Raw genomic sequence first — 22,185 nt, 5'->3', positions numbered from 1 at the left:
AATATTGAAGAATTTATCGTAAAGATAAGTATTTTCAATTCAATCTGATAAATGAATCCCGTTTTTTAACTCATATAAAGGACCGGCATCGGCTCAAAACAGGACAACTGCGCCAAAGTCCGACAGTTATAAATTCATATTTTAGATGCGGTTGCCCTGAACTTTAAATTTTTTACGGTTTCTCTTCAAGTTAGTAAGACGGATTTTCTGATTTTTCTTTCAGATCTTTATAACGTTTCAAGGCTTCCAGATAATAATAATCAGCATAATTGAGCGGAGTATCAATTTCACTGTCATGCGGGAAACTGCCAACCGAATGTAACAGGATGAAGCCATGATTTCCTCCTTCCTGGGCCAAATAATCATCAGAGGATAACTGTTTCAGGATATGCTCCGCATAACGGAAATATTCTTCCCCTTGTTTCTTGTCGCCATAACCACTCAACTCCAGTAATGCAGAAGCTGTTACGGCAGCCGCAGAAGCATCCCGCGGTTCATTCGGAATATTAGGAGCATCATAATCCCAATAAGGTACATAGTCATTTTCGGACGGACGGTGATCGATAATGAACCGCGCTATTTTATGAGCGGCATCCAGATAGCTCTGTTGCTTAGTGAAGCGATAACACATGGTATAACCATACACTCCCCAAGCCTGTCCACGCGCCCAAGCAGAAGAATCGGCATATCCCTGAAAGGTTCCTTTCGACTCTACCTCACCGCTATCTGCCAGATAGCTCACCACATGGTAGGAGGTCATGTCCTCCCGAAAGTGATTCTTCAACGTTTTGTCGGCATGAGAGATGGCTATTTCACGATATTTCGGATTATTGGTTTGCTCCGAAGCCCAGAACAGCATTTCAAGGTTCATCATATTATCAATAATCACCGGATAACTCCAATCGCCGAAATCCCACGAACGAATCAGTCCGACTTCCGGACGAAAACGGGAGCACAAGCTTTCTGAAGAATGAATCAGAATCAAACTGTCCGTTGGCTCCGGTTTCAAACGGATGCCCTGCCCATAACTGCAAAACATCATAAAACCCAAATCGTGATTACCCGTATAATATTGCATATCCTGCAGACGGTCCGTATATTTACGCGCCTCTTTTGCGAGAGCCTCATCACCGGTCAACTCGTATGCCAGCCACATGGAACCGGGATAGAAACCACTCGTCCAATCTGTGGGGTGCTCCAGTCTGTACTTTCCTTCTTTAATAGAACGGGGAAAACAGGCGGTATCCGGTTCATTCTTCAATTGTTCTGCCATATAGAGCAACTGATGTCCCGATGTTTTCACTGCATGATCAAACCATGCCATCTCATTTCCTTTTGAAGCATCGCAAGCAGTCAGGAGCGCCATACTCCCTACCGCCAGTAAAAGTTTGTTTTTCATTGTTCCACTTTATTTTGTTACTGTATTCTATTACTGGCAACAAAGTTAGAGCAAGTCGCAGACAAACCCTTTGCAAATCTATTTTTTCATTTTTGTTTCTATTTCTACGGACTTTGATTTTGTCCAAAAGTGCTTTGTTTTTATCTTTTATAGAAAAACAGGCACGGATTTTACCAAATAAGCTGTTGTCAGGCATAACCAAACAACTATGCAGCCTTTTGCAAAATCCGTGCCTCCACCCAAAAGTACGCGCTCTTCTATCTCACAATATCTTCCGGAAATTTAGCCGGCATTTCCACCCTCTTCCAGGTTTCATAATACCAGGTGTTCAACTCATTTCCATTCAAATCATTCTTGATAAAATATTTCAGATGGAGATAATCATTGTCTTTAATCTCAAATTCCAAAATATTGTCCTGATTGTCCAGCATCGGGAGATGAATGTTCTTCTCGATGCTTTCCTTATAAGAATCGTCCGTGAGTTGTTTATAAGTACCATATCCAGTAATAATTGCATCCGCACCGGGAATAATGGTAAAGTTAACGATTTGTCCGTCATCACTCAATACTTTAAATGTATTACTGGGTTTCAACGCTCCCGGAACATCGGGAGACTCGGATACATAATGGCAGAGCTGCCAAATACCTTTCAAATCGGCCGCTTTGAATTTGGTTTTCTTCTGGGCCGTCGCACCTGTTACCGCTAACAACATTATTGAAAGCATGGTAAAGAAATAGAGCTTTTTCATTGTTGTATTATTTTAGTTAACACTCTCGAATGCGTATTTCCAAATATAAAGATTTATTTTGAGAATACAGCAATTCAGAGCATAAAAAAACTCGCATAACCTGAAGATTATGCGAGTTTTACATAAATATACCGAAATATTAGAAATCAGCATTTCTTGGTGTACGCGGGAACGGTATCACGTCACGGATATTCGCCATACCTGTTACAAACAATAACAGACGTTCGAACCCTAATCCGAAACCGGAGTGAGGACAAGTACCGAACTTACGGGTATCCAGATACCACCACATATCCTTCATCGGGATGTGCATTTCTTCAATACGGGTCATCAGCTTGTTATAGTCGGCTTCACGTTCAGAACCACCGATAATTTCACCAATTTTCGGGAAAAGAACGTCCATGGCACGTACAGTCTTACCGTCTTCGTTCTGCTTCATATAGAAGGCCTTGATTTCCTTCGGATAGTCAGTCAGAATCACCGGACGTTTGAAGTGTTCTTCCACTAAGAAACGTTCGTGTTCGGAAGCCAGGTCCACGCCCCAGTAAACCGGGAATTCGAACTTATGTCCTTTCGCAACAGCTTCTTCAAGAATCTTGATACCATCTGTATAAGGCAAACGTACGAAATCATCTTTCAATACACCTTGCAGACGTTCAATCAAGCCTTTGTCGAACATATCGTTCAGGAACTTCACATCATCCGCACAGTTATCCAACGCCCATTTCACACAATATTTGATGAACTCTTCTGCCAAGTCCATGTTGTCTGTAATGTCGTTGAAAGCCACTTCCGGCTCAATCATCCAGAACTCTGCCAAGTGGCGGGGAGTGTTGGAGTTTTCGGCACGGAACGTAGGACCGAATGTGTAGATAGCGCCCAAAGCAGTAGCTGCCAGCTCACCTTCCAGCTGACCGGAAACAGTCAGACTTGCCTGCTTACCGAAGAAATCATCTTCATAAGAGATAGAACCTCTCTCGTCTTTCTTCAAGTCATACAGGTTCATGGTAGTCACTTGGAACATCTGTCCGGCACCTTCACAATCGGAAGCCGTAATGATCGGCGTATGGAAATAGAAGAAGCCCTTTTCATGGAAGAACTTGTGAATAGCAATCGCCATGTTGTGACGGATGCGGAACACAGCACCGAATGTATTGGTACGCGGACGCAAGTGAGCAATCTCGCGCAAGAATTCCATAGAGTGGCCTTTCTTCTGTAATGGATATGTATTATCGCAAGTACCCAGCACTTCGATTTCACGAGCCTGTACTTCCACTTTCTGTCCGGAACCCACTGATTCTACCATTTCTCCGTTCACGCTGATACAAGCGCCGGTAGTAATCAGTTTCAGCATCTCTTCATCGAAATTAGCCAAATCTACTACGATCTGCAAATTATTTATTGTAGAACCGTCATTCAGTGCGATAAAGTTTACTTGTTTGCTACCTCTACGGGTGCGAACCCATCCTTTCACATTAACCATAGCGCCAATGTCTGTGCGCTTCAACAGGTCAACAATTTTTGTTCTACCAATCTTTTCCATTTAACTTTTTCTTTTTAGATACAAGAAGACGAGGTTTCAAATGCAGGATGAATTCTTTCCTGCTTTCTTTCCCCGTCCTCTGTCAAGTTGTTATTTATTGACTTATTACTCAAACGAACCCATGCGGAGGTAGTTTACTTCTGCTTCCGACAGGTAACGCCAGTCTCCGCGACGCAGACCTTTTTTGGTCAGCCCGGCGAAGAATACACGGTCGAGTTTTACTACTTTATAACCCAGTGATTCGAAAATACGGCGAACGATACGGTTCTTACCGGAGTGAATTTCGATACCTACCTGGTCTTTCTTGAAATCATCTGTATAGCTGATCGCATCTGCATGGATTTCGCCATCTTCCAACTGGATACCAGCTGCAATCTGCTCCATATCTGCTTTAGTCAGGTTCTTGTCCAGATGAACATGATAAATTTTCTTCTTCAGGAATTTCGGGTGTGTCAGCTTGGAAGCCAGATCACCGTCATTCGTCAGTAACAGTACACCAGTCGTGTTACGGTCCAGACGTCCTACCGGATAAATACGTTCGTTGCAAGCGCCTTTCACCAAATCCATTACTGTACGGCGTTCCTGCGGATCGTCCGATGTAGTAACGGTATCTTTCGGTTTATTCAGCAATACATATACCTTGCGTTCAATGCTTACCGGTTCGTCGTGGAACTTAACCACATCCGAACGCTTGATCTTTGTACCCAATTCCGTTACTACCTCACCGTTTACAGAAACCACACCTGCTGTGATAAACTCATCAGCCTCGCGACGTGAACAAACACCGGCATTAGCCAGGAACTTATTCAGACGAATCGGTTCATTCGGATCAACAAACTGTTCCTTGTACTCGATCTGTTTCTTTACGCTATACTTAGCATTCGGATCATAATCGCCGGTACGCGGACGAGGACGATAGCCTCCTTGTGAACGGTCATTGTTGTATCTCGGACGGTAACCTCCCCCACCGCCGTTATTGCTGCGATAGCCGCCACCTTCGCCGTTATTGAAACGGGGACGATACGGACGGTCACCACCTTCACGGTTGTAAGAAGGACGTTGAGGACGGTCGCCACCTTCGCCGTTATTAAAGCGGGGACGGTAAGGACGGTCGCCACCTTCACGGTTGTAAGAAGGACGTTGAGGACGGTCGCCATAAGACGGACGCTCACCACCTTCGCCGCTATTGAAACGGGGACGTTGAGGACGGTCATAAGAACCACCTTCACGGTTGTAAGAAGGACGTTGAGGACGGTCATAAGAACCACCTTCGCGGTTGTAAGGACGTTGCGGGCGTTCACCTCCTTCATTATTGTTATTGAAGCGAGGACGATACGGACGATCTCCACCTTCACGATTGTAAGAAGGACGTTGGGGACGGTCGCCATAAGAGCGGTCACCGTACGAACGCTGCGGGCGTTCGCCTCCTTCATTGTTGGCATTAAATCGCGGGCGATACGGACGATCCCCGCCTTCACGGTTGTAAGAAGGGCGATACGGACGTTCTCCACCTTCTCTGTTGTAAGACCTGTTACCATCACGGCCGGCACCTGTATTCTCTTCATTGAAAGAATTTTCGCGCCATTCTTCGTTTTCTGTGCTCATTTTTTTATTCGAATAAAATTAGACTTTGGCCTCACGGCCTATTTAAAAAACACGTTTATTATATAAGTAAACAATTAAAGCCCCGTATATGTATGGGGAGTGATTGCTCTTAACTCTTTTTTAATATCTTCGCTTACATTCAATTCTTCGATAAACTCTTTAATAGAACTTTCTGTAATAGCTTGGTTGGTGCGGGTTAACGCTTTCAAAGCTTCATACGGATGCGGATAAGCCTCACGGCGCAGAATAGTTTGAATAGCTTCTGCCACTACGCTCCAACAGTTATCCAAGTCACGATAGATAGCTGGTTCGTTCAGCAACAGTTTACGCAATCCCTTCAAAGAACTCTGAATAGCAATCACGATATGACCGAAAGGCACACCTACATTACGCAGCACTGTCGAGTCTGTCAAGTCGCGCTGCAAACGGGAAACAGGAAGTTTCACAGCCAAATGTTCCAGGATAGACGTTGCTATACCCAGGTTACCTTCCGCATTTTCAAAGTCAATCGGATTCACTTTATGCGGCATGGCACTCGAACCCACTTCTCCGGCTTTGATCTTCTGCTTGAAGTACTCCATAGAGATGTACTGCCAGAAGTCACGATTCATATCGACCATAATCGTATTGATACGCTTCATACTATCAAAAACAGCAGAAAGGTTATCATAGTTCGAAATCTGCGTTGTATATTCTTCGCGCTCCAATCCCAGTTTCTCTGCAACAAACCGATTACCGAATTGTTTCCAGTCATATTGAGGATAAGCTACATGATGCGCATTGTAATTTCCGGTAGCACCACCAAACTTAGCGGTAATCGGACATGCCTTCAGCATAGCCAGCTGACGTTCGAGACGGTAAACGAATACCATCACTTCCTTGCCTAAACGAGTAGGAGAAGCCGGTTGACCGTGAGTTTTGGCAAGCATTGGAATGTTAGCCCATTCTGTTGCATAAGTCTTCAACTGTGCAATCAGTTCTTCAATCAACGGATAGTAAACCTGTTCCAATGCTTCTTTGATAGAAAGAGGAACAGACGTATTGTTAATATCCTGAGAAGTCAATCCGAAGTGGATAAACTCTTTGTAGTCATCCATTCCGCCCATCTTGTCAAATTCTTCTTTCAGGAAGTATTCTACAGCTTTCACGTCGTGGTTAGTTACACTTTCGATATCTTTAATGCGCTGTGCGTCTGCTTCAGAGAAGTTACGGTAGATATTCCGTAAAGTTTCGTACACATTGCTATCGATTCCTTTTAATTGCGGCAAAGGGAGTTCGCACAAGGTGATAAAGTATTCCACCTCTACCTGTACACGGTATTTAATCAGTGCAAATTCAGAGAAATAAGCTGCCAAAGCTTTAGTTTTGCCTCTATATCGACCATCAATCGGAGATATGGCCGTTAATACATCAAGTTCCATACGTTTTCTTAGATAATTATCAGACTGCAAAATTAACTCTTTTTCCTGAGTTATAGAGCAAAAGGATAGAGAAAGTTTGTATAAAAGCGGTAAGAAATAAAAAAAGCCTCACGAATTTCTTCGTAAGACTCTGTTTTATAGTGGGCGTTGACGGATTCGAACCGCCGACCCTCTGCTTGTAAGGCAGATGCTCTGAACCAGCTGAGCTAAACGCCCTTGTTAATGAGCCGGAAGTGTTTCGTTTTTTTTGTGTGGGCGTTGACGGATTCGAACCGCCGACCCTCTGCTTGTAAGGCAGATGCTCTGAACCAGCTGAGCTAAACGCCCGTACACTTCCGTTTCAAAAGCGATGCAAAGGTACGGCATTTTTTGAATTCTGCAAACATTTCATGTATTATTTTTCAAGAAAGTTTTTGCGCAATAAAGAAAAGCTCTGATTATCAACAAATAATACAAAAAAGTTTTTTTTCTCACAACTTTCACTTCGTCCAGTCTGTCTACCAGATAAAGCAACTTATTTACGAATCACCCGTGCCGGATTCCCGACTGCAACACTGTCGTCGGGAATATCTTTCGTCACAACACTCCCCGCTCCTATCACACAACGATTACCAATCGTCACACCGGGACAGATAATAGCGCCGCCACCAATCCAGCAGTCTTCGCCAATCGTCACCGGATAAGCATATTCCTTAGAGCCTCTTCTTTCCTGATAATCCATCGGATGATGAGGCGTATAAATCTGCACACAAGGACCGACCAGTGTATGAGTACCAATTGTGATATATCCTCCATCCAGGAAAGTGCAATTGGCATTAACAAACACATGTTCACCCAACTTGATTCCGTCTCCGTGATCGCAATGGAAAGGCGGGCATATAATGGAAGTTTCAGGAATCCCCGGTACCAACTTATCCAATAATTCTCTATAACCCTCATCGTACGTACTCATTCCCCGCATACGTGCCAATAGTTTTTTGGCATGTTCAAAACGTACCTGCAACTCCGGTGCAGACATATCAGCCAACTGGCTACTACGCATCTTCTCAACTTCCGTCATACCTTATATTTCTTTGCCGTTAGTAAATACAAACTTCTTTTCGTTCGAAAGAGATTCGTTAAATTCAAACCCTTCCCAAGAGAAGCTTTTCAGATCCTCCGGATTTTCAATTCGATTCTTCAGAATGAACCGTGTCATTTCACCACGGGACATTTTGATATATATTACTATCGAAGCCAATTTTCCATTCTTCCATACTTGAAATTCGGGAGTGATGACATGCACCTCTTTTTCCACCCGCTTCCAATCAAACAAGCTTTTCATCTCGTCACTGGCCAAATTGCAAAGTATGCCGCCGGCTTTCTTGATGTCTTCAATGAACACATCCGTCAAACGGGACTGCCAATAAGAAAACATCGTCTGATTACCCGGTTCAGGCAGCACTACATCTCCTTCCAACCGATAGGAACGAATAACGTCCAAAGGCCTCAACAGTCCATAACAAAAAGAAGTCAGCCGCAAGTGTTCCTGCGCATATTCAAATTCTACTTTCGAGAAATCTTTTGCATTCAACCGTTTGAACACAATTCCGGTATAAGCCAATAAAGCAGGCAGTTCCGGTGTACCCTCCGCATGAAAAGCCTGATAACGCTTGTAATTTTCCACAGCTATTTTAGCATTCACACGCAACAGGCGTTCCAGTTCGTCCACCGAAAACTGTGACATCTGCAAAGCAATCCCGGAAGCTTCTTTTTGAAATCGTGGAACCGTTTTCAAAGGAACTTTCACCTTTGAAGTTTCACTCATAGTCTTGGCACAAGATAGAAGTACTAACATTGTTAAATCTGATTTTATCTTTTCGAAAAACAAAAATAAAAAATAAATCGCTTCTCTTGCTGGCTAATAGACAGATTATCCCTAAATTCAGCCAATAATTAACTTTAATCATTTATTAATAACAAAAACACCCCCATTATGACATACACACTAATCCCCCTGAAAGTGTTATGCTTATTGACAATCTTCTGTTTGTATGGCAGTTTATCCTATGCCAGCGTAAACTCTAAACCTTTTGTTGTCCCCGAACTCAAACAATGGACAGGAAAAGATGGTAATTTCACTCCGGGAACAAATGCGAAGATAGTATGCACCTCTGCAAATCCAGAATTGCAGAGAATAGCCCAAATGTTTGCCGACGATTATCAGCAAATGTTCGGAAAAACATTAAGCGTAACTCAAGGCAAAGCCACACCCGGAGACTTCATCCTATCACTGTCAGCTGACAAAAAGCTGGGAGAAGAGGGCTATGAAATCAAGATTACCGATCGGATCACGACTTCTGCCCCCACCCTGACAGGGCTTTACTGGAGCACACGTACCCTCTTGCAAATAGCAGAACAAAGCCAGGAGCACTCATTTCCTAAAGGAATAATCCGCGACTACCCCGACTACTCCATCCGGGGATTCATGATAGACTGCGGTCGTAAATTTATTCCGATGAGCTATCTTCAGGATCTGGTAAAAATAATGGCTTATTACAAGATGAATACCCTGCAAGTCCATCTGAATGATAATGGATTCAAGCAATATTTTGATAACAACTGGGACAAGACTTATGCTGCTTTCCGTCTGGAGTCCGAAACTTATCCGGGACTCACAGCCCGCGACGGTTCTTATTCTAAAAAAGAATTTATTGATTTTCAAAAACAAGCTGCAACCAACTTTGTAGAGATTATACCGGAAATTGATATTCCGGCACATTCATTAGCATTCACTCATTACAAACCGGAAATTGGGAGCAAGGAGTACGGAATGGATCATCTTGACTTATTCAAACCGGAAACCTATCAATTTGCAGACGATCTGTTCAAAGAATACCTGAAAGGTGACGACCCTGTATTCGTGGGCAAGCGTGTGCATATCGGTACCGACGAATACTCGAATGCCAAGAAAGAGGTAGTAGAAAAATTCCGGGCTTTCACCGACCATTATATCCGGCTGGTAGAAGGCTTTGGCAAACAAGCCGTGATATGGGGCGCTCTCACTCATGCTAAAGGAGACACCCCTGTCAAATCAGAAAATATCATTATGAATGCCTGGTATAACGGATATGCCGACCCAGCAACCATGATAAAAGACGGCTACCAGCTAATCAGCATTCCGGATGCAATGGTTTACATTGTTCCATTAGCCGGTTACTATCAGGATTATCTTAACGAGGTATTTTTATATAAAGAATGGACACCGGCACATATCGGGAAAGCCGTATTCGAAGAAAAGCACCCTGCTATTCTCGGTGGCATGTTTGCCATCTGGAACGACCATGCAGGTAATGGAATTTCCGTGAAAGACATTCATCACCGTGTATTCCCTGCGTTACAAACTCTAGCAGTAAAGACATGGACAGGGAAAGAAACCAGTCTGCCATTCGAAGTGTATAATGAAAAGCGTAGTGCTATCAGTGAAGCCCCCGGAGTCAATCAATTGGGAAGAATCGGCAAGAGTCCGGCATTGGTATATGAGCGTTCTAGCGTTGCTCCCGGCAGCACTTCCACTTACCCGGAAATCGGCTATAATTATACAGTCAGCTTCGACATTACCGGAGCACCAGAGAAAAGCGGAACAGAATTGTTCCGTTCACCCAATGCCGTATTCTATCTAGCAGATCCAATTCGAGGGATGATGGGTTTTGCACGCGATGGTTATTTGAATACGTTCCCATATAAAGTGAATCCGGGAGAGAAAGCGACCATTCAGATTGAAGGCGATCATCGTAGTACCACACTCAGAGTAAACGGAAAGGTTGTTGAAGAAATGAACATACAGAAATGTTATTTCAATGCAGGAAAAGATTCTATGAGTTATATACGCACATTGGTTTTCCCGCTCGAGAAAGCCGGAAACTTCAATAGCCGGATAGAGAATCTGAAAGTACACAATTATCGTGTAAGCAAATAACAGAAAACATCTATTCGCAACAAGACAACTTAAACAAAAAACTCCCCCTTTGGCATTCCAAAGAGGGAGTTCTTTTTATTTTGATAAACAGCTAAAGCAGTTTATTTATATTCCTGCCAGCTCTTGATCTGAATATCACCCAATTTCAATTCACAGAATGCTTCGATAAAGGCACTTGCCAGACGAGCATTTGTAATCAATGGAATGTTGTGATCGATTGCACCACGACGGATACGATAGCCATTCGTTAATTCACGTTTGCTATGATTCTTCGGAATGTTTACGATCAGGTCAAACTTATGGTCAGCGATCATCTTCATTACATTATTCCCTGCACCTGGTTTCTCATCCGGCCAGTAAACCGGAGTCGCGTCTACTCCATGAGCATTCAGGAATGCAGCAGTTCCGGCAGTAGCATAAATCTGATATCCCTTAGCAAACAGCATACGGCTGGCATCCAGCAAATCCACTTTCGACTTCATAGCACCGGAAGAGAACATTACTGCTCTTTCAGGAATCTTGAATCCGGTAGCGATCATTGCATTCAGCAATGCTTCAGAGAAATCATCACCGATACATCCAACTTCACCTGTAGAAGACATATCCACACCCAATACCGGGTCAGCCTTGTGCAGACGAGAGAAAGAGAACTGAGATGCTTTTACACCAATCCAGTCGATATCAAATGCAGATTTATCCGGACGTGAGTACGGAGCATCCAACATGATGCGGGTAGCTGTTTCGATGAAGTTACGTTTCAGTACTTTAGAAACAAACGGGAAACTACGAGAAGCACGCAAGTTACATTCGATTACTTTCACTTCGTTGTTACGAGCCAGGAACTGGATATTGAACGGACCGGAGATATTAAGTTCTTTAGCAATCTGACGGCTGATTTTCTTGATACGGCGTGCCGTTGCAAAGTAAATCTTCTGTGCCGGGAATACCAGTGTAGCGTCACCGGAGTGAACACCGGCAAATTCCACATGTTCAGAAATTGCGTATTCCACCACTTCACCATTCTGGGCAACAGCATCAAATTCAATTTCTTTTGTATTTTCAAGGAATTGAGAAACAACTACCGGGTATTCTTTAGAAACTTCGGCAGCCATCTTCAGGAAGTTTTCCAATTCTTCGTCATCGTAGCAAACATTCATAGCAGCTCCCGAAAGAACGTAAGAAGGACGAACCAATACCGGATAGCCTACTTTTTCTACGAATCCTTTCACCTCTTCGAGACTGGTAAGTTCCATCCATGCCGGCTGGTCGATACCCAGTTGGTCAAGCATAGCAGAGAACTTGTTACGGTTTTCAGCACGGTCGATAGAGATCGGAGAAGTACCCAATACAGGAACCGACTGGCGGTAAAGTTTCATAGCCAGGTTGTTCGGAATCTGTCCACCTACAGAGACAATCACACCGCGAGGTTGTTCCAGATCGATTACGTCGAGTACACGTTCGAACGAAAGCTCGTCGAAGTACAGACGGTCGCACATATCATAGTCAGTAGAAACCGTTTCAGGGTTGTAGTTAATCATGATAGATTTGTAACCCAATTTGCGGGCTGTCTGAACGGCATTTACCGAACACCAGTCAAATTCTACAGAGCTACCGATACGGTAAGCACCCGAACCCAGTACGACTACTGATTTTTCATTCTTATAATAGTTTACATCATAACCTTCCACTGCATAAGTCATATACAGATAGTTAGTCAGTTCCGGATGTTCGGAAGCAACTGTATTAATACGTTTTACAGCCGGGAGGATACCCATAGATTTACGATGAGCACGCACTGCCAGGTTTTCTTTCTCCATGTTTCCGGTTGGATTCAGTACGAAACGGGCGATCTGGAAGTCGGAGAAACCTAACACTTTAGCTTCACGCATTACATCGGCAGGTATATCTTCTACCTTATTATAGGTAGACAGTTTCGCTTTGTAGTCTACGATATTTTTCAGTTTGCCAAGGAACCAGGGATCGATCTTAGTCAGGTCATGAATACGTTCGATGGTATAACCTTCTTCCATTGCTTGTGCGATAGAGAAGATACGCAAGTCAGTCGGACGGGAAAGTTCTTTATCCAAATCGTCAAAGTGCAGTTCGTCATTACCTACGAAACCATGCATACCCTGACCGATCATACGAAGACCTTTCTGGATGATTTCTTCAAAAGAGCGACCGATAGACATGATTTCACCTACCGATTTCATGCTTGAACCGATTTCACGGGATACACCGGCAAACTTCGTCAAGTCCCAACGAGGGATTTTACAGATATAGTAGTCAAGTTGCGGAGCTACGTATGCAGAATTCGGAGTCCCCATCTCACCAATCTGGTCGAGTGTATAGCCGAGTGCTACTTTAGCAGCAACGAATGCCAACGGATAACCGGTAGCTTTAGACGCCAATGCAGAAGAACGGCTCAAACGGGCATTTACTTCAATCACACGGTAGTCGTCCGTATCAGAGTTGAAAGCATACTGAATGTTACACTCACCCACGATACCGAGGTGACGGATACATTTAGTAGAAAGTTCCTTCAACAGAGTCAATTCTTTATCATCCAGTGAACAGGTAGGAGCCACTACGATGGATTCACCGGTATGGATACCCAGCGGGTCAAAGTTTTCCATGCTGGCTACTGTGAAGCAATGGTCGTTAGCGTCACGGATCACTTCAAATTCGATTTCTTTCCAGCCTTTCAACGATTCTTCTACCAGAATCTGTTTAGAGAAAGCAAAGGAGCTTTCAGCCAATTTCAGGAATTCTTCTTCGTCGGCACAGATACCGCTACCAAGACCACCCAATGCATAAGCAGAACGTACCATGACAGGATAACCGATTCTGCGTGCAGCAGCAATGGCATCTTCCATGTTTTCTACTGCCTGGCTAACCGGAGTCTTCATCTCGATTTCGTTCAGTTTCTTCACGAACAAATCACGGTCTTCTGTATACATGATAGCTTCTACCGATGTACCAAGCACCTTTACTCCGTATTTATCAAGAATACCCTGTGTGTAGAGTTCCGCACCGCAGTTCAACGCAGTCTGTCCGCCGAATGCCAGCAAGATACCATCAGGACGTTCTTTCTTGATAATTTCTTCTACAAAATAAGTATTTACGGGAAGGAAATACACTTTATCGGCAATACCTTCAGAAGTCTGAATGGTTGCGATGTTCGGGTTTACCAATACTGAGCTGATACCTTCTTCTTTCAAAGCTTTCAGTGCTTGTGAACCAGAGTAGTCGAACTCTCCGGCTTGTCCGATTTTGAGTGCTCCAGAACCCAAAACGAGAACTTTCTTGATTTCCTTTTCCATTTCTTTTGTTGTTATAATAAGTTGTTATTTCTAAGTTCGTCCATAAAAAAAATGCGTTACCCTCAAAAAAGGATTAACGCATTACCAAAGAACTAAAATATCGTTTTTGGAGAAAAGAGAAGAAGTCTGCCGTTTCCGGGTGCAAAACATCCGAATGTAGATAATACTTACTTCTGATTTCCTGTTGATTCATTGTTAATATCAAAATTTGTGCAAAGTAACGACATATTTTGCAAATGACAAAAAGAAACGTTCATTTTTTACTGAAATAGTTTACCGCGTCAATGAAACGGTTGTTTTTTCCGTTAGCTTTTTAATGAATACTTTTTTATCATAGTAAGCACAAATCATGAAGTAACTACATTTTGATGTATCTTTCAGTTTTTATCCTTATCTTTGTCGCCATTATATAATAAGGTAATAAAATATGGGAAAAGAAAAAATCATATTGACGGGCGACCGTCCTACCGGAAGACTTCATATCGGTCACTATGTAGGCTCGTTGAAACGCAGAGTTGACCTGCAAAACGCAGGTGATTATAGCAAGATGTTTATCTTCATTGCCGATTCGCAGGCATTGACAGACAATATAGACAATCCGGAGAAGGTGCGTCAGAATGTAATTGAAGTAGCCCTTGACTATCTGGCTTGTGGCATAGATCCGTCTAAAGCTACCATCTTCATACAGTCGCAAATTCCGGAATTATGCGAGCTTAGTTTCTATTATATGGACCTTGTAAGCGTATCTCGCCTGCAACGTAACCCGACTGTGAAATCGGAAATCCAGATGCGCAACTTTGAAGCAAGTATTCCTGTAGGTTTCTTCACTTATCCTATCAGCCAGGCAGCGGACATCACAGCATTCCGTGCAACAACTGTCCCTGTGGGTGAAGACCAGGAACCAATGCTTGAACAGGCTCGTGAAATCGTTCGCCGTTTCAACTATATATATGGTGAGACATTGGTAGAACCGGAAATCCTGTTGCCGGACAATGCAGCCTGCCTGCGTCTTCCGGGAACTGACGGTAAAGCTAAAATGAGTAAATCACTCGGAAACTGTATCTACCTTTCGGAAGAACCGGAAGAAATCCAGAAGAAGATCATGAGTATGTATACCGATCCGGGACATCTCCGTGTACAAGACCCGGGAAAGATTGAAGGTAACACCGTATTCACTTACCTTGACGCCTTCTGCCTCCCCGAACATTTCGAACGCTACTTACCGGATTATCCGAATCTGGCAGAATTGAAAGCACATTATCAACGCGGCGGACTGGGCGACGTAAAAGTGAAACGTTTCCTGAATTCTATTATGCAAGAAATACTCGAACCGATTCGTAATCGTCGTAAAGAGTTCAGCAAAGATATTCCGGCTATCTATGACATGCTTCAGCAAGGATGCGAAGTAGCCAGAGCTGCTGCTGCCGAGACTTTGGCAGATGTGAAAAAAGCAATGAAGATTAATTATTTCGATGACAAGGAGTTAATCGAGGAACAGGTAAAACGTTTCTCACAGGAATAAGGAAGTTTGCATAAAAACGTATCATATAAAGTAAAGGCTGCCTACTCTAAGAAAGAATGGCAGCCTTTATTATAATATATAATTTAAGATTTAGCTAACTTCATCTTCATCATTCTTGAATAATACATCCTTTAATTTCTGATAAAGGAATGAAAGTATCAGTAATATCAGTCCGAGAATGATGAATACAATGATCTTACCGATAGTAGGCATTGCCCACAAATCATCAAATACAAGTTTAAGCAGAACGATTCCAAAAGTCGAAAGGCTTATCATGCGCATGACTTTCTGATGCAAACGCATCCCTAGTCCCATCTGAACAAATCCGGCAATACTTAATGAAAGCGAAAGTCCGGCACTGAAATCATCCACTCCTACCTGCCAGAGGAAAGAGCGTACCATTGTCACCCAAAGAAGAGTGACCAGAATATTGAGATAAATAGTGAAACGACTCTTGATGCCGATTAATAGATAGTATTGGCGTGCCACATAGCATATATTCGCTATTACAAATGCTGCCGTGAACCATCGTAGTACAACAGGCACAAAAGCCATGTTCTCCCATTGATCTCCCCATATATTTATGATATATACAAGCGTATTTATCCCAATAGCTAACATATAGAAAGTCAGACATTGGGTGATCGGGAATCGTTTTCTAAAAGAATAACAAACACTCGAAATGGCAATGGCAGTAAACAAGAACATTGCTCCGCTCCTCGTAGCTCCCTCAAAATGCAGGTGAAACTCCATCATAAATGTATAATAAAGTATGGCTACAGAGACAAAAAGCATGAAAGGATTCCAGAAACCATATTCCAGTTGACGGGCTGTAGAGAAGAATGGTCTATAATACCCCATCAACAGAGCAAATGCTCCCATAGCCAGCCCTACAAACAAAGAGGTGGCAAATGAACTGTTCAGGAAAATAGTGCTGACAGCATGATGCTCATGCATTACTACATTATATATATCCATCAGGTAAGAAATAAAGGTGAGTCCCACCAGTATCTTTGCCGCATATTCATATACCCGGATTCTCGACTTGATATAAAGCCATAATAATAACACCATTTCTGACGCCCAAACTAATGTTATACAGTTTCCATCCAACTGAATCGGAACGGTAATAGAGACAAATGTCAACACAAGCCCCAGAGTGGTATACACCAGGAATTTATAGTCTTTCCGGCTCTTCCATAACCAAAGCACCAGTCCTAAATTAACAAGAGCAATGAACAGGCTCAACAAACCGCTTGCTTTGAAAGACCATCCCATATTCCGCAAGAACAAAGCTCCCGAAAGCAGATAAATAAAGTTATTCGTTATAATGACGAATACCAGCCCCCGACTCATTGTTCGCATATCTTCCCCACGAAGAATAGAGAACACCGGAAGTAGAAAGATAAAATAAAACAGAGTGGTAAACAAAAACAAGTGCCCCGAAATAACTGTAGAACTGGAGGTATAGCTAAATAAAAGAAAGATTCCCATTATCAGCCAGGTAAAGACAAATGAGATCATCGGAAGCTCACCCCACTTCTTATAAATGGAAAGTCCGAACATACCGAGATTCAGGATACTTACATAAGTGAACAGTACCAGATAACTTCCCTCTCCACTGCTTACGATGAAAGGTGCAAGAAATCCTCCGACAAGTGAAATGATGGCCAGTTCGCGCCGATTGTATACCACAGACAAAACAGACATAAATACAGTGACGCCTATCAGAATGATAAACGCCATAGTCTGCGAGAAGATATGATAATAATGGAATGCAATGGCAACCGTAAGATAGAATACAGCAAAAGCACCACCCGCAAGCAACGAGCTAAATGTACGATACTTCTTTTGCAACCGTTCGGCAACGACCAGCAATACAGCTCCCGTCAGAAAACCAAGTACGGTACGGAAAGTCTCATTGATCCAATTCTTATCAATAGCATACTTCACAAAGAAGCCTACACCGATGACGAATATTAGGATACCGATCTTTCCGAAGAGATTCTCACCGATGAACTTCTCATAGTTCACTTGTTTCTTTTGTTTCGGAACAGCCTCAACACAAACATCTTCCAGTTCTGTTTCAACCGTCTTTTCACGTGTTCCTTCCAGTGCCTCACGGATAACTGTTTCAACAAACGGCTTCTGTTTTTTCGGTACAGTTTCTTTTTGCTGTTTAGTCTCTAGTGTCGAAGTTTTTTCTATTATTTGAGGTGATGCAGAGATATCTTCGTTTTCCTTTTTCAATGCTTCTCCTTCAAGCTTTACCTTTTCAGTAACCCCTCTTTGCTGAACTTTGAGATAATCATCCATCCGTTTTTTTATCTCGTTCAGTTCTCTTTCTATCTTCCCAAAACGATTATCCAGCCTACTCAATAAAACAAAAAACATAATTAAAACGAGTAGTGCGTATACGGTATTTATATCGTCCATAATATTTTAGATTTGAGTTCCATATCACAAATATATAAAATATTGCTACACAGAGCGATTATTCCAGTAAGAATGATTCAAATCAAGAGTGAATTAACAGAGATTCAAGCCCTTTCACTTTGCTTTGTATGTAATTTCATTATAGCTAATCAGAATATCATTATAGCTAAAAGGAAGATGCTAATAGCAAAAACAAATATGCTAATAGATTATTTTTTTCATTGGGATGATTAAAAAAAACATTGCAGTGTTTGCCACAATTAATGCAATGATTTTAGAAAGCACTGTAATGACATTTTTTCGATATGTAATGTGATGAATACGGTAATGAGAAGCCCTCCCTTCACCCGCAAACAGTTTATTCATCGAGAGTTCAGAAGAAAGGTGAAGAGGATTGAAAAAATAGCTATTTGCAGGGGAAGTGTGGAGTACCTCTTATTCCCCCTCTAAAGCGTAGCTTTAGGTAGGCAAAAGCTATGCTTTACGTTCCCTAAAGCTATGCTTCTTCAAGGTAAAACAACCTACATTTATAATCAGTGTAAGCGCTTCCATATACCTCAAACTCATAATCAAAAGCCCAGGCAAGTATTAATGGTCCTAAAATAAGAAAAGAAAAGGCAGCTGAAAGCGAAAATACCTTATTTCAGGATTCGCTTTCAGCCGCCTTCTCTCTTTCAGCAGGCGATCACAAAGAATCGCCGAATACTGAAATTATATGATTACTGTGCTGATTCGACCAATACTACACGGTTCAGAATCGGTTGACCGAATTTGTCAACACCACCACCGGCTGCAACTTTCAATCTATCGGCAGAGATGCCATACTTCTTAACGAGCAGGTCTTTAACAACTTGTGCACGTTCCAAACTCAACTTCTGGTTGAAAGCCGGAGTACCTGTTGCAGAGTCTGCATATCCGTTGATTGTGTATGTAGCGTTCGGAGATTCTTTTATCTTGCTGGCAAGATATGACAAGTTCATTTCTTCCTGCGGAGACAATTTATCAGAACCGATCTTGAAGAATACAGTACGTGGAGCAATATTAGTATCTGTTATAACAACTTCTTCAGTATCTTCTACTTCAACCGGTTGTTGTGCATTTGCCAACTGCTGTTGTAATTGCATATTAGCTGCTGCCATTGCATTCATCTGGTTACGCATCTGGTTTAATTCAAGTTCAGAGATAATCTGTGGAACCGGACGTTGGAATCCGCGAGTCGGGAAATAATAAGTCACCCCGATGGTAGCACCTAAAATACCATCATAATCGGGTTTACCTCCATGTTCTCCGTCAAACTTGCCTTCCAGACCTGTTGCACTCAATTCCAGATTCAAGTCAACAGCATTCGACAAACGGAAGCGGTTGATAATACCTGCATTGAAAGTAGCGGAGTTAGTGTGAGGACGAGAATAAGCATGAGCCCAACCGGCACCAATATAAGGGATAATTTCATATACACGGTTCGGATTGTATCCACCGAAAAGTGCATTCAGGTTAATCATCAAATCACCATGCAAGTTCATGTAGTCCCATCTTTGTTTGTAAGAACCATCTTCTCTCGGACCGCCAACCACATAATTAGCATTTTCGCTGGTGGTAAATCCTTTGGCTTGTAATCCGCTGTACTGCAAACGCAATCCGAATCCCGGAGTTACCCATTTACCAACAGACACGTTAAATGTGGGAGCAACACGATCTCTGAACTTACCGATATGGTCATTGTTTCCATACAATACCTGGGCACCTCCTCCTACAGAGAAGAACCAGTTACTCCAGAAAGGATTAGTTATTACTTGATATTTATCTTGCACCTGAATCACTTCGTATTCAGTTACAGTCATTGTCTGCTGCGCAGAAGCGACAGACGCAACGCCGGCAAATGCCAGCAACATCAGAATCTTTTTCATATACCTAATAGTTAAGTGGTTATTTAAATCTTTTTCTTTGTTGAACTATTTAAATAACACGAACTGAACTAAAAGGTTTTAGGAAAAGATGAATTTATTTGTTTTATTTGAATAATCTTTCGATGTCCTCCTCCTTAATGGTTGTCAAAACGGTTTTCCCATCGGGTGTGTAATTCGGTGAGGGACAGGCAAAAAGGTTGTCTACAAGGCTTACCATTTCTTCATTACTCAACACCTGTCCGTAGACAATAGCCGCTGCCCGCGCCAATGTTAATGCCAGAATATTTTGGATTTCTTCCTTAACGTCATTCCCTTTTTCCATCGCTGTATGTAGCATATTACGCACCAGTTCGACCGGATTCAGTCCTTCAATACCCGAAGGGATGCCATTGATGGCATAGCTACCGCCTCCCAGATTGCTCAAATCGAAGCCGACTGCCGACAAATCATCCATAATGCTTTGAAGAACAGCAGCTTCTGAAGCCGGTAATTGTAATATTTCCGGGAAGAGAACGCCTTGAGATACTCCCTGTTTCTGTTGAATCTGTACCATATAGCGATCAAAAAGCACCCGTATATGTGCCCGGTGTTGATCGATTAGCATCAGACCCGATTTAACTGAAGTCAAAATAAACCGCCCTTTAAACTGCAAATGCTGATTTCCTTTTTCCATCACCGGTTCGTTGGCATACAAAGTAGAAGAAGCGGCGGATGTCACCGTCTCTATCTTTTCTTCCACGAAGGCCGGTTCGCCTCCAATAGAAGAATCCTCCCAATCCATTTCGGGTTCCGGCTGCGGATTATTCATCTTACTGGCTTTTGTCAGCCCTCCGTACAAATCCTCCCATTCTACTTTCGAACGACTATACGATCCGCCACCACCGCCACCGGCAGAGACTTTAAACGGATTATAATCTGTATTATAATGTACCTTCGGAGGTTCGGAAGATATCTTTTCCTCAAATGCCGGAATATCAGGCATATCCTCCGTATCAAAATCAATGGAAGGGATAGCACTGAACTTACCCAACGATTCCTTAACGGATGCTGAAAGTATCTGCCAGATGGCCTGCTCATTCTCAAACTTGATCTCGGTCTTTGTCGGGTGAATATTCACATCAATATTAGCCGGATCTACATCAAAATAGATAAAATAGGAAATCTGTTCACCGGCGGGAATCAACTGCTCATAAGCCTCCATGACTGCCTTATGAAAATAAGGATGGCGCATATAACGTCCGTTGACAAAGAAATACTGATGGGCTCCTTTCTTACGGGCAGTCTCCGGTTTGGCTACGTATCCGGAGATTTTCACCATGGTAGTGTTCACGTCTATATTCAGTAATTGCTGGTTGAGCTTCTTACCGAAAATAGCAAGAATACGCTGGCGTAACTGTGATACCGGAAGATTGAACAGTTCCGAATCATTACTATAAAGCGAAAAGGCAACTTCCGGATGCACCAAAGCGATACGCTCAAATTCGGCAAGGATGTTGCTCAATTCAGTGGAATTAGCCTTCAAAAATTTACGACGGGCAGGCACATTAAAGAACAGGTTCTTTACAGAGAAGTTACTTCCTTTAGAACAGGATATAGCCTCCTGGCTCTCCACTTGAGAACCCGCAATCACCAGTTTCGTTCCCAGTTCTTCCGATTCCGGACGCGTCTTCAGTTCTACCTGCGCCACTGCTGCGATGGATGCCAATGCTTCCCCACGAAATCCCATGGTACGCAAAGCAAACAAGTCCGCAGCTTCCCGTATCTTGGAAGTAGCATGCCGCTCAAAAGAGAGACGGGCATCCGTTTCGGACATTCCTTTTCCATCATCAATCACCTGAATACAGGTTTTACCCGCATCAGTCACTAACACATGTATATTTTGCGCATCTGCATCAATCGCATTCTCCACTAGCTCCTTGATAACAGATGCCGGACGTTGTATCACTTCACCGGCAGCAATCTGGTTAGCTACCGAATCAGGTAACAAATGAATGATATCGCTCATACTTCGTAAATTAACAATTAAAAACTCCAGCTTCCTGTTGCTAAATAATGCCACAGATAGAGAAGGAAGGCAATGATTATCAGTATGATTCCGAAAGAAACCGGTTTGCGGCCACTTGCTTTTCTTCTTTTCAAATGTGTAGTACCTTCGACGAATTTACCGCGAATATCTTCCGGATTAAATTCTTTCTCCGGCAGCATCCCCAAGTCACGTTTGGCGTTCTCCTCCATCTTAGCGAGCTTTTCTTTCCGCTCGTCTACATAAATGTATTGATGATTAAAGCCCCGGGGCTTTCTCATTGAGTTAAACATTCCCAT

Annotated in this window: 14 protein-coding genes and 2 tRNA genes; 2 read left to right on the top strand and 14 right to left on the bottom strand. The window is 42.8% G+C overall.

Annotated elements, in window-relative coordinates; genetic code table 11:
• Window positions 1–190 precede the first annotated feature (190 nt).
• The 9 genes from KQP79_RS02480 to yaaA form a co-directional block, all read right to left on the bottom strand.
• On the bottom strand, window positions 191–1,399 hold the full coding sequence (locus KQP79_RS02480; protein ID WP_004308642.1) for a glycoside hydrolase family 88 protein: 1,209 nt from the start codon (window positions 1,397–1,399) through the stop codon (window positions 191–193).
• A 257-nt stretch (window positions 1,400–1,656) separates the two neighbouring features.
• Entirely contained in the window at window positions 1,657–2,148 is a 492-nt protein-coding gene (locus KQP79_RS02475) for a DUF4488 domain-containing protein (RefSeq protein ID WP_004305582.1), read from the bottom strand.
• A gap of 139 nt (window positions 2,149–2,287) precedes the next feature.
• Window positions 2,288–3,691 (bottom strand): asparagine--tRNA ligase, encoded by a 1,404-nt coding sequence (gene asnS, locus KQP79_RS02470; protein WP_004297192.1) that lies wholly within the window; start codon window positions 3,689–3,691, stop codon window positions 2,288–2,290.
• Between the two features lie 105 nt (window positions 3,692–3,796).
• Complete coding sequence (locus KQP79_RS02465; RefSeq protein ID WP_118161548.1) at window positions 3,797–5,296, bottom strand: pseudouridine synthase; 1,500 nt, start codon at window positions 5,294–5,296, stop codon at window positions 3,797–3,799.
• A 74-nt stretch (window positions 5,297–5,370) separates the two neighbouring features.
• Window positions 5,371–6,717 carry an adenylosuccinate lyase gene (gene purB, locus KQP79_RS02460; RefSeq protein ID WP_008650420.1) on the bottom strand — a complete coding sequence of 449 codons (1,347 nt, stop codon included), beginning with the start codon at window positions 6,715–6,717 and terminating at the stop codon, window positions 5,371–5,373.
• 141 nt (window positions 6,718–6,858) lie between these two features.
• Window positions 6,859–6,933: transfer RNA gene (locus KQP79_RS02455), tRNA-Val, on the bottom strand.
• A 36-nt stretch (window positions 6,934–6,969) separates the two neighbouring features.
• Window positions 6,970–7,044 (bottom strand) — tRNA-Val (locus KQP79_RS02450).
• A 187-nt stretch (window positions 7,045–7,231) separates the two neighbouring features.
• Window positions 7,232–7,777, bottom strand: a complete 546-nt coding sequence (locus KQP79_RS02445; RefSeq protein ID WP_004297187.1) for a sugar O-acetyltransferase — start codon at window positions 7,775–7,777, stop codon at window positions 7,232–7,234.
• 3 nt (window positions 7,778–7,780) lie between these two features.
• Complete coding sequence (gene yaaA / locus KQP79_RS02440; RefSeq protein ID WP_004308638.1) at window positions 7,781–8,554, bottom strand: peroxide stress protein YaaA; 774 nt, start codon at window positions 8,552–8,554, stop codon at window positions 7,781–7,783.
• 138 nt (window positions 8,555–8,692) lie between these two features.
• On the opposite strand from yaaA, the gene KQP79_RS02435 reads away from it, so the two are divergent.
• Window positions 8,693–10,675, top strand: a complete 1,983-nt coding sequence (locus tag KQP79_RS02435) for a family 20 glycosylhydrolase (RefSeq protein ID WP_081104611.1) — start codon at window positions 8,693–8,695, stop codon at window positions 10,673–10,675.
• Between the two features lie 101 nt (window positions 10,676–10,776).
• Here KQP79_RS02435 and carB read toward each other — a convergent pair whose 3' ends face one another.
• A complete protein-coding gene (carB, locus tag KQP79_RS02430; RefSeq protein WP_061447866.1) occupies window positions 10,777–13,998 on the bottom strand; it encodes a carbamoyl-phosphate synthase (glutamine-hydrolyzing) large subunit in 3,222 nt (1,073 codons plus the stop codon).
• Window positions 13,999–14,425: 427 nt separating this feature from the next.
• Here carB and trpS point away from each other — a divergent pair, with 427 nt between their 5' ends.
• A complete protein-coding gene (gene trpS / locus KQP79_RS02425; protein ID WP_004297181.1) occupies window positions 14,426–15,520 on the top strand; it encodes a tryptophan--tRNA ligase in 1,095 nt (364 codons plus the stop codon).
• A 90-nt stretch (window positions 15,521–15,610) separates the two neighbouring features.
• On the opposite strand, the gene KQP79_RS02420 is transcribed toward trpS, so the two are convergent.
• The 4 genes from KQP79_RS02420 to KQP79_RS02405 all read right to left on the bottom strand — a co-directional run bounded on the left by KQP79_RS02420 (window position 15,611) and on the right by KQP79_RS02405 (window position 22,185).
• Window positions 15,611–17,956, bottom strand: a complete 2,346-nt coding sequence (locus KQP79_RS02420) for a DUF2339 domain-containing protein (protein ID WP_138343149.1) — start codon at window positions 17,954–17,956, stop codon at window positions 15,611–15,613.
• A 719-nt stretch (window positions 17,957–18,675) separates the two neighbouring features.
• Window positions 18,676–19,863 carry an OmpA family protein gene (locus tag KQP79_RS02415; protein WP_008776673.1) on the bottom strand — a complete coding sequence of 396 codons (1,188 nt, stop codon included), beginning with the start codon at window positions 19,861–19,863 and terminating at the stop codon, window positions 18,676–18,678.
• A 103-nt stretch (window positions 19,864–19,966) separates the two neighbouring features.
• The gene (gene mutL / locus KQP79_RS02410) at window positions 19,967–21,868 is read right to left on the bottom strand and encodes a DNA mismatch repair endonuclease MutL (protein ID WP_004297175.1); all 1,902 of its coding nucleotides are present in this window, start codon (window positions 21,866–21,868) and stop codon (window positions 19,967–19,969) included.
• Window positions 21,869–21,885: 17 nt separating this feature from the next.
• Window positions 21,886–22,185, bottom strand: coding sequence for a hypothetical protein (locus tag KQP79_RS02405; protein ID WP_004297174.1), 300 nt, complete (start codon window positions 22,183–22,185; stop codon window positions 21,886–21,888).

It is taken from the genome of Bacteroides sp. DH3716P, assembly GCF_025914115.1.
In the GTDB taxonomy this organism is placed as follows: domain Bacteria; phylum Bacteroidota; class Bacteroidia; order Bacteroidales; family Bacteroidaceae; genus Bacteroides; species Bacteroides ovatus.
This window is presented reverse-complemented; position numbering and strand designations above follow the sequence as displayed.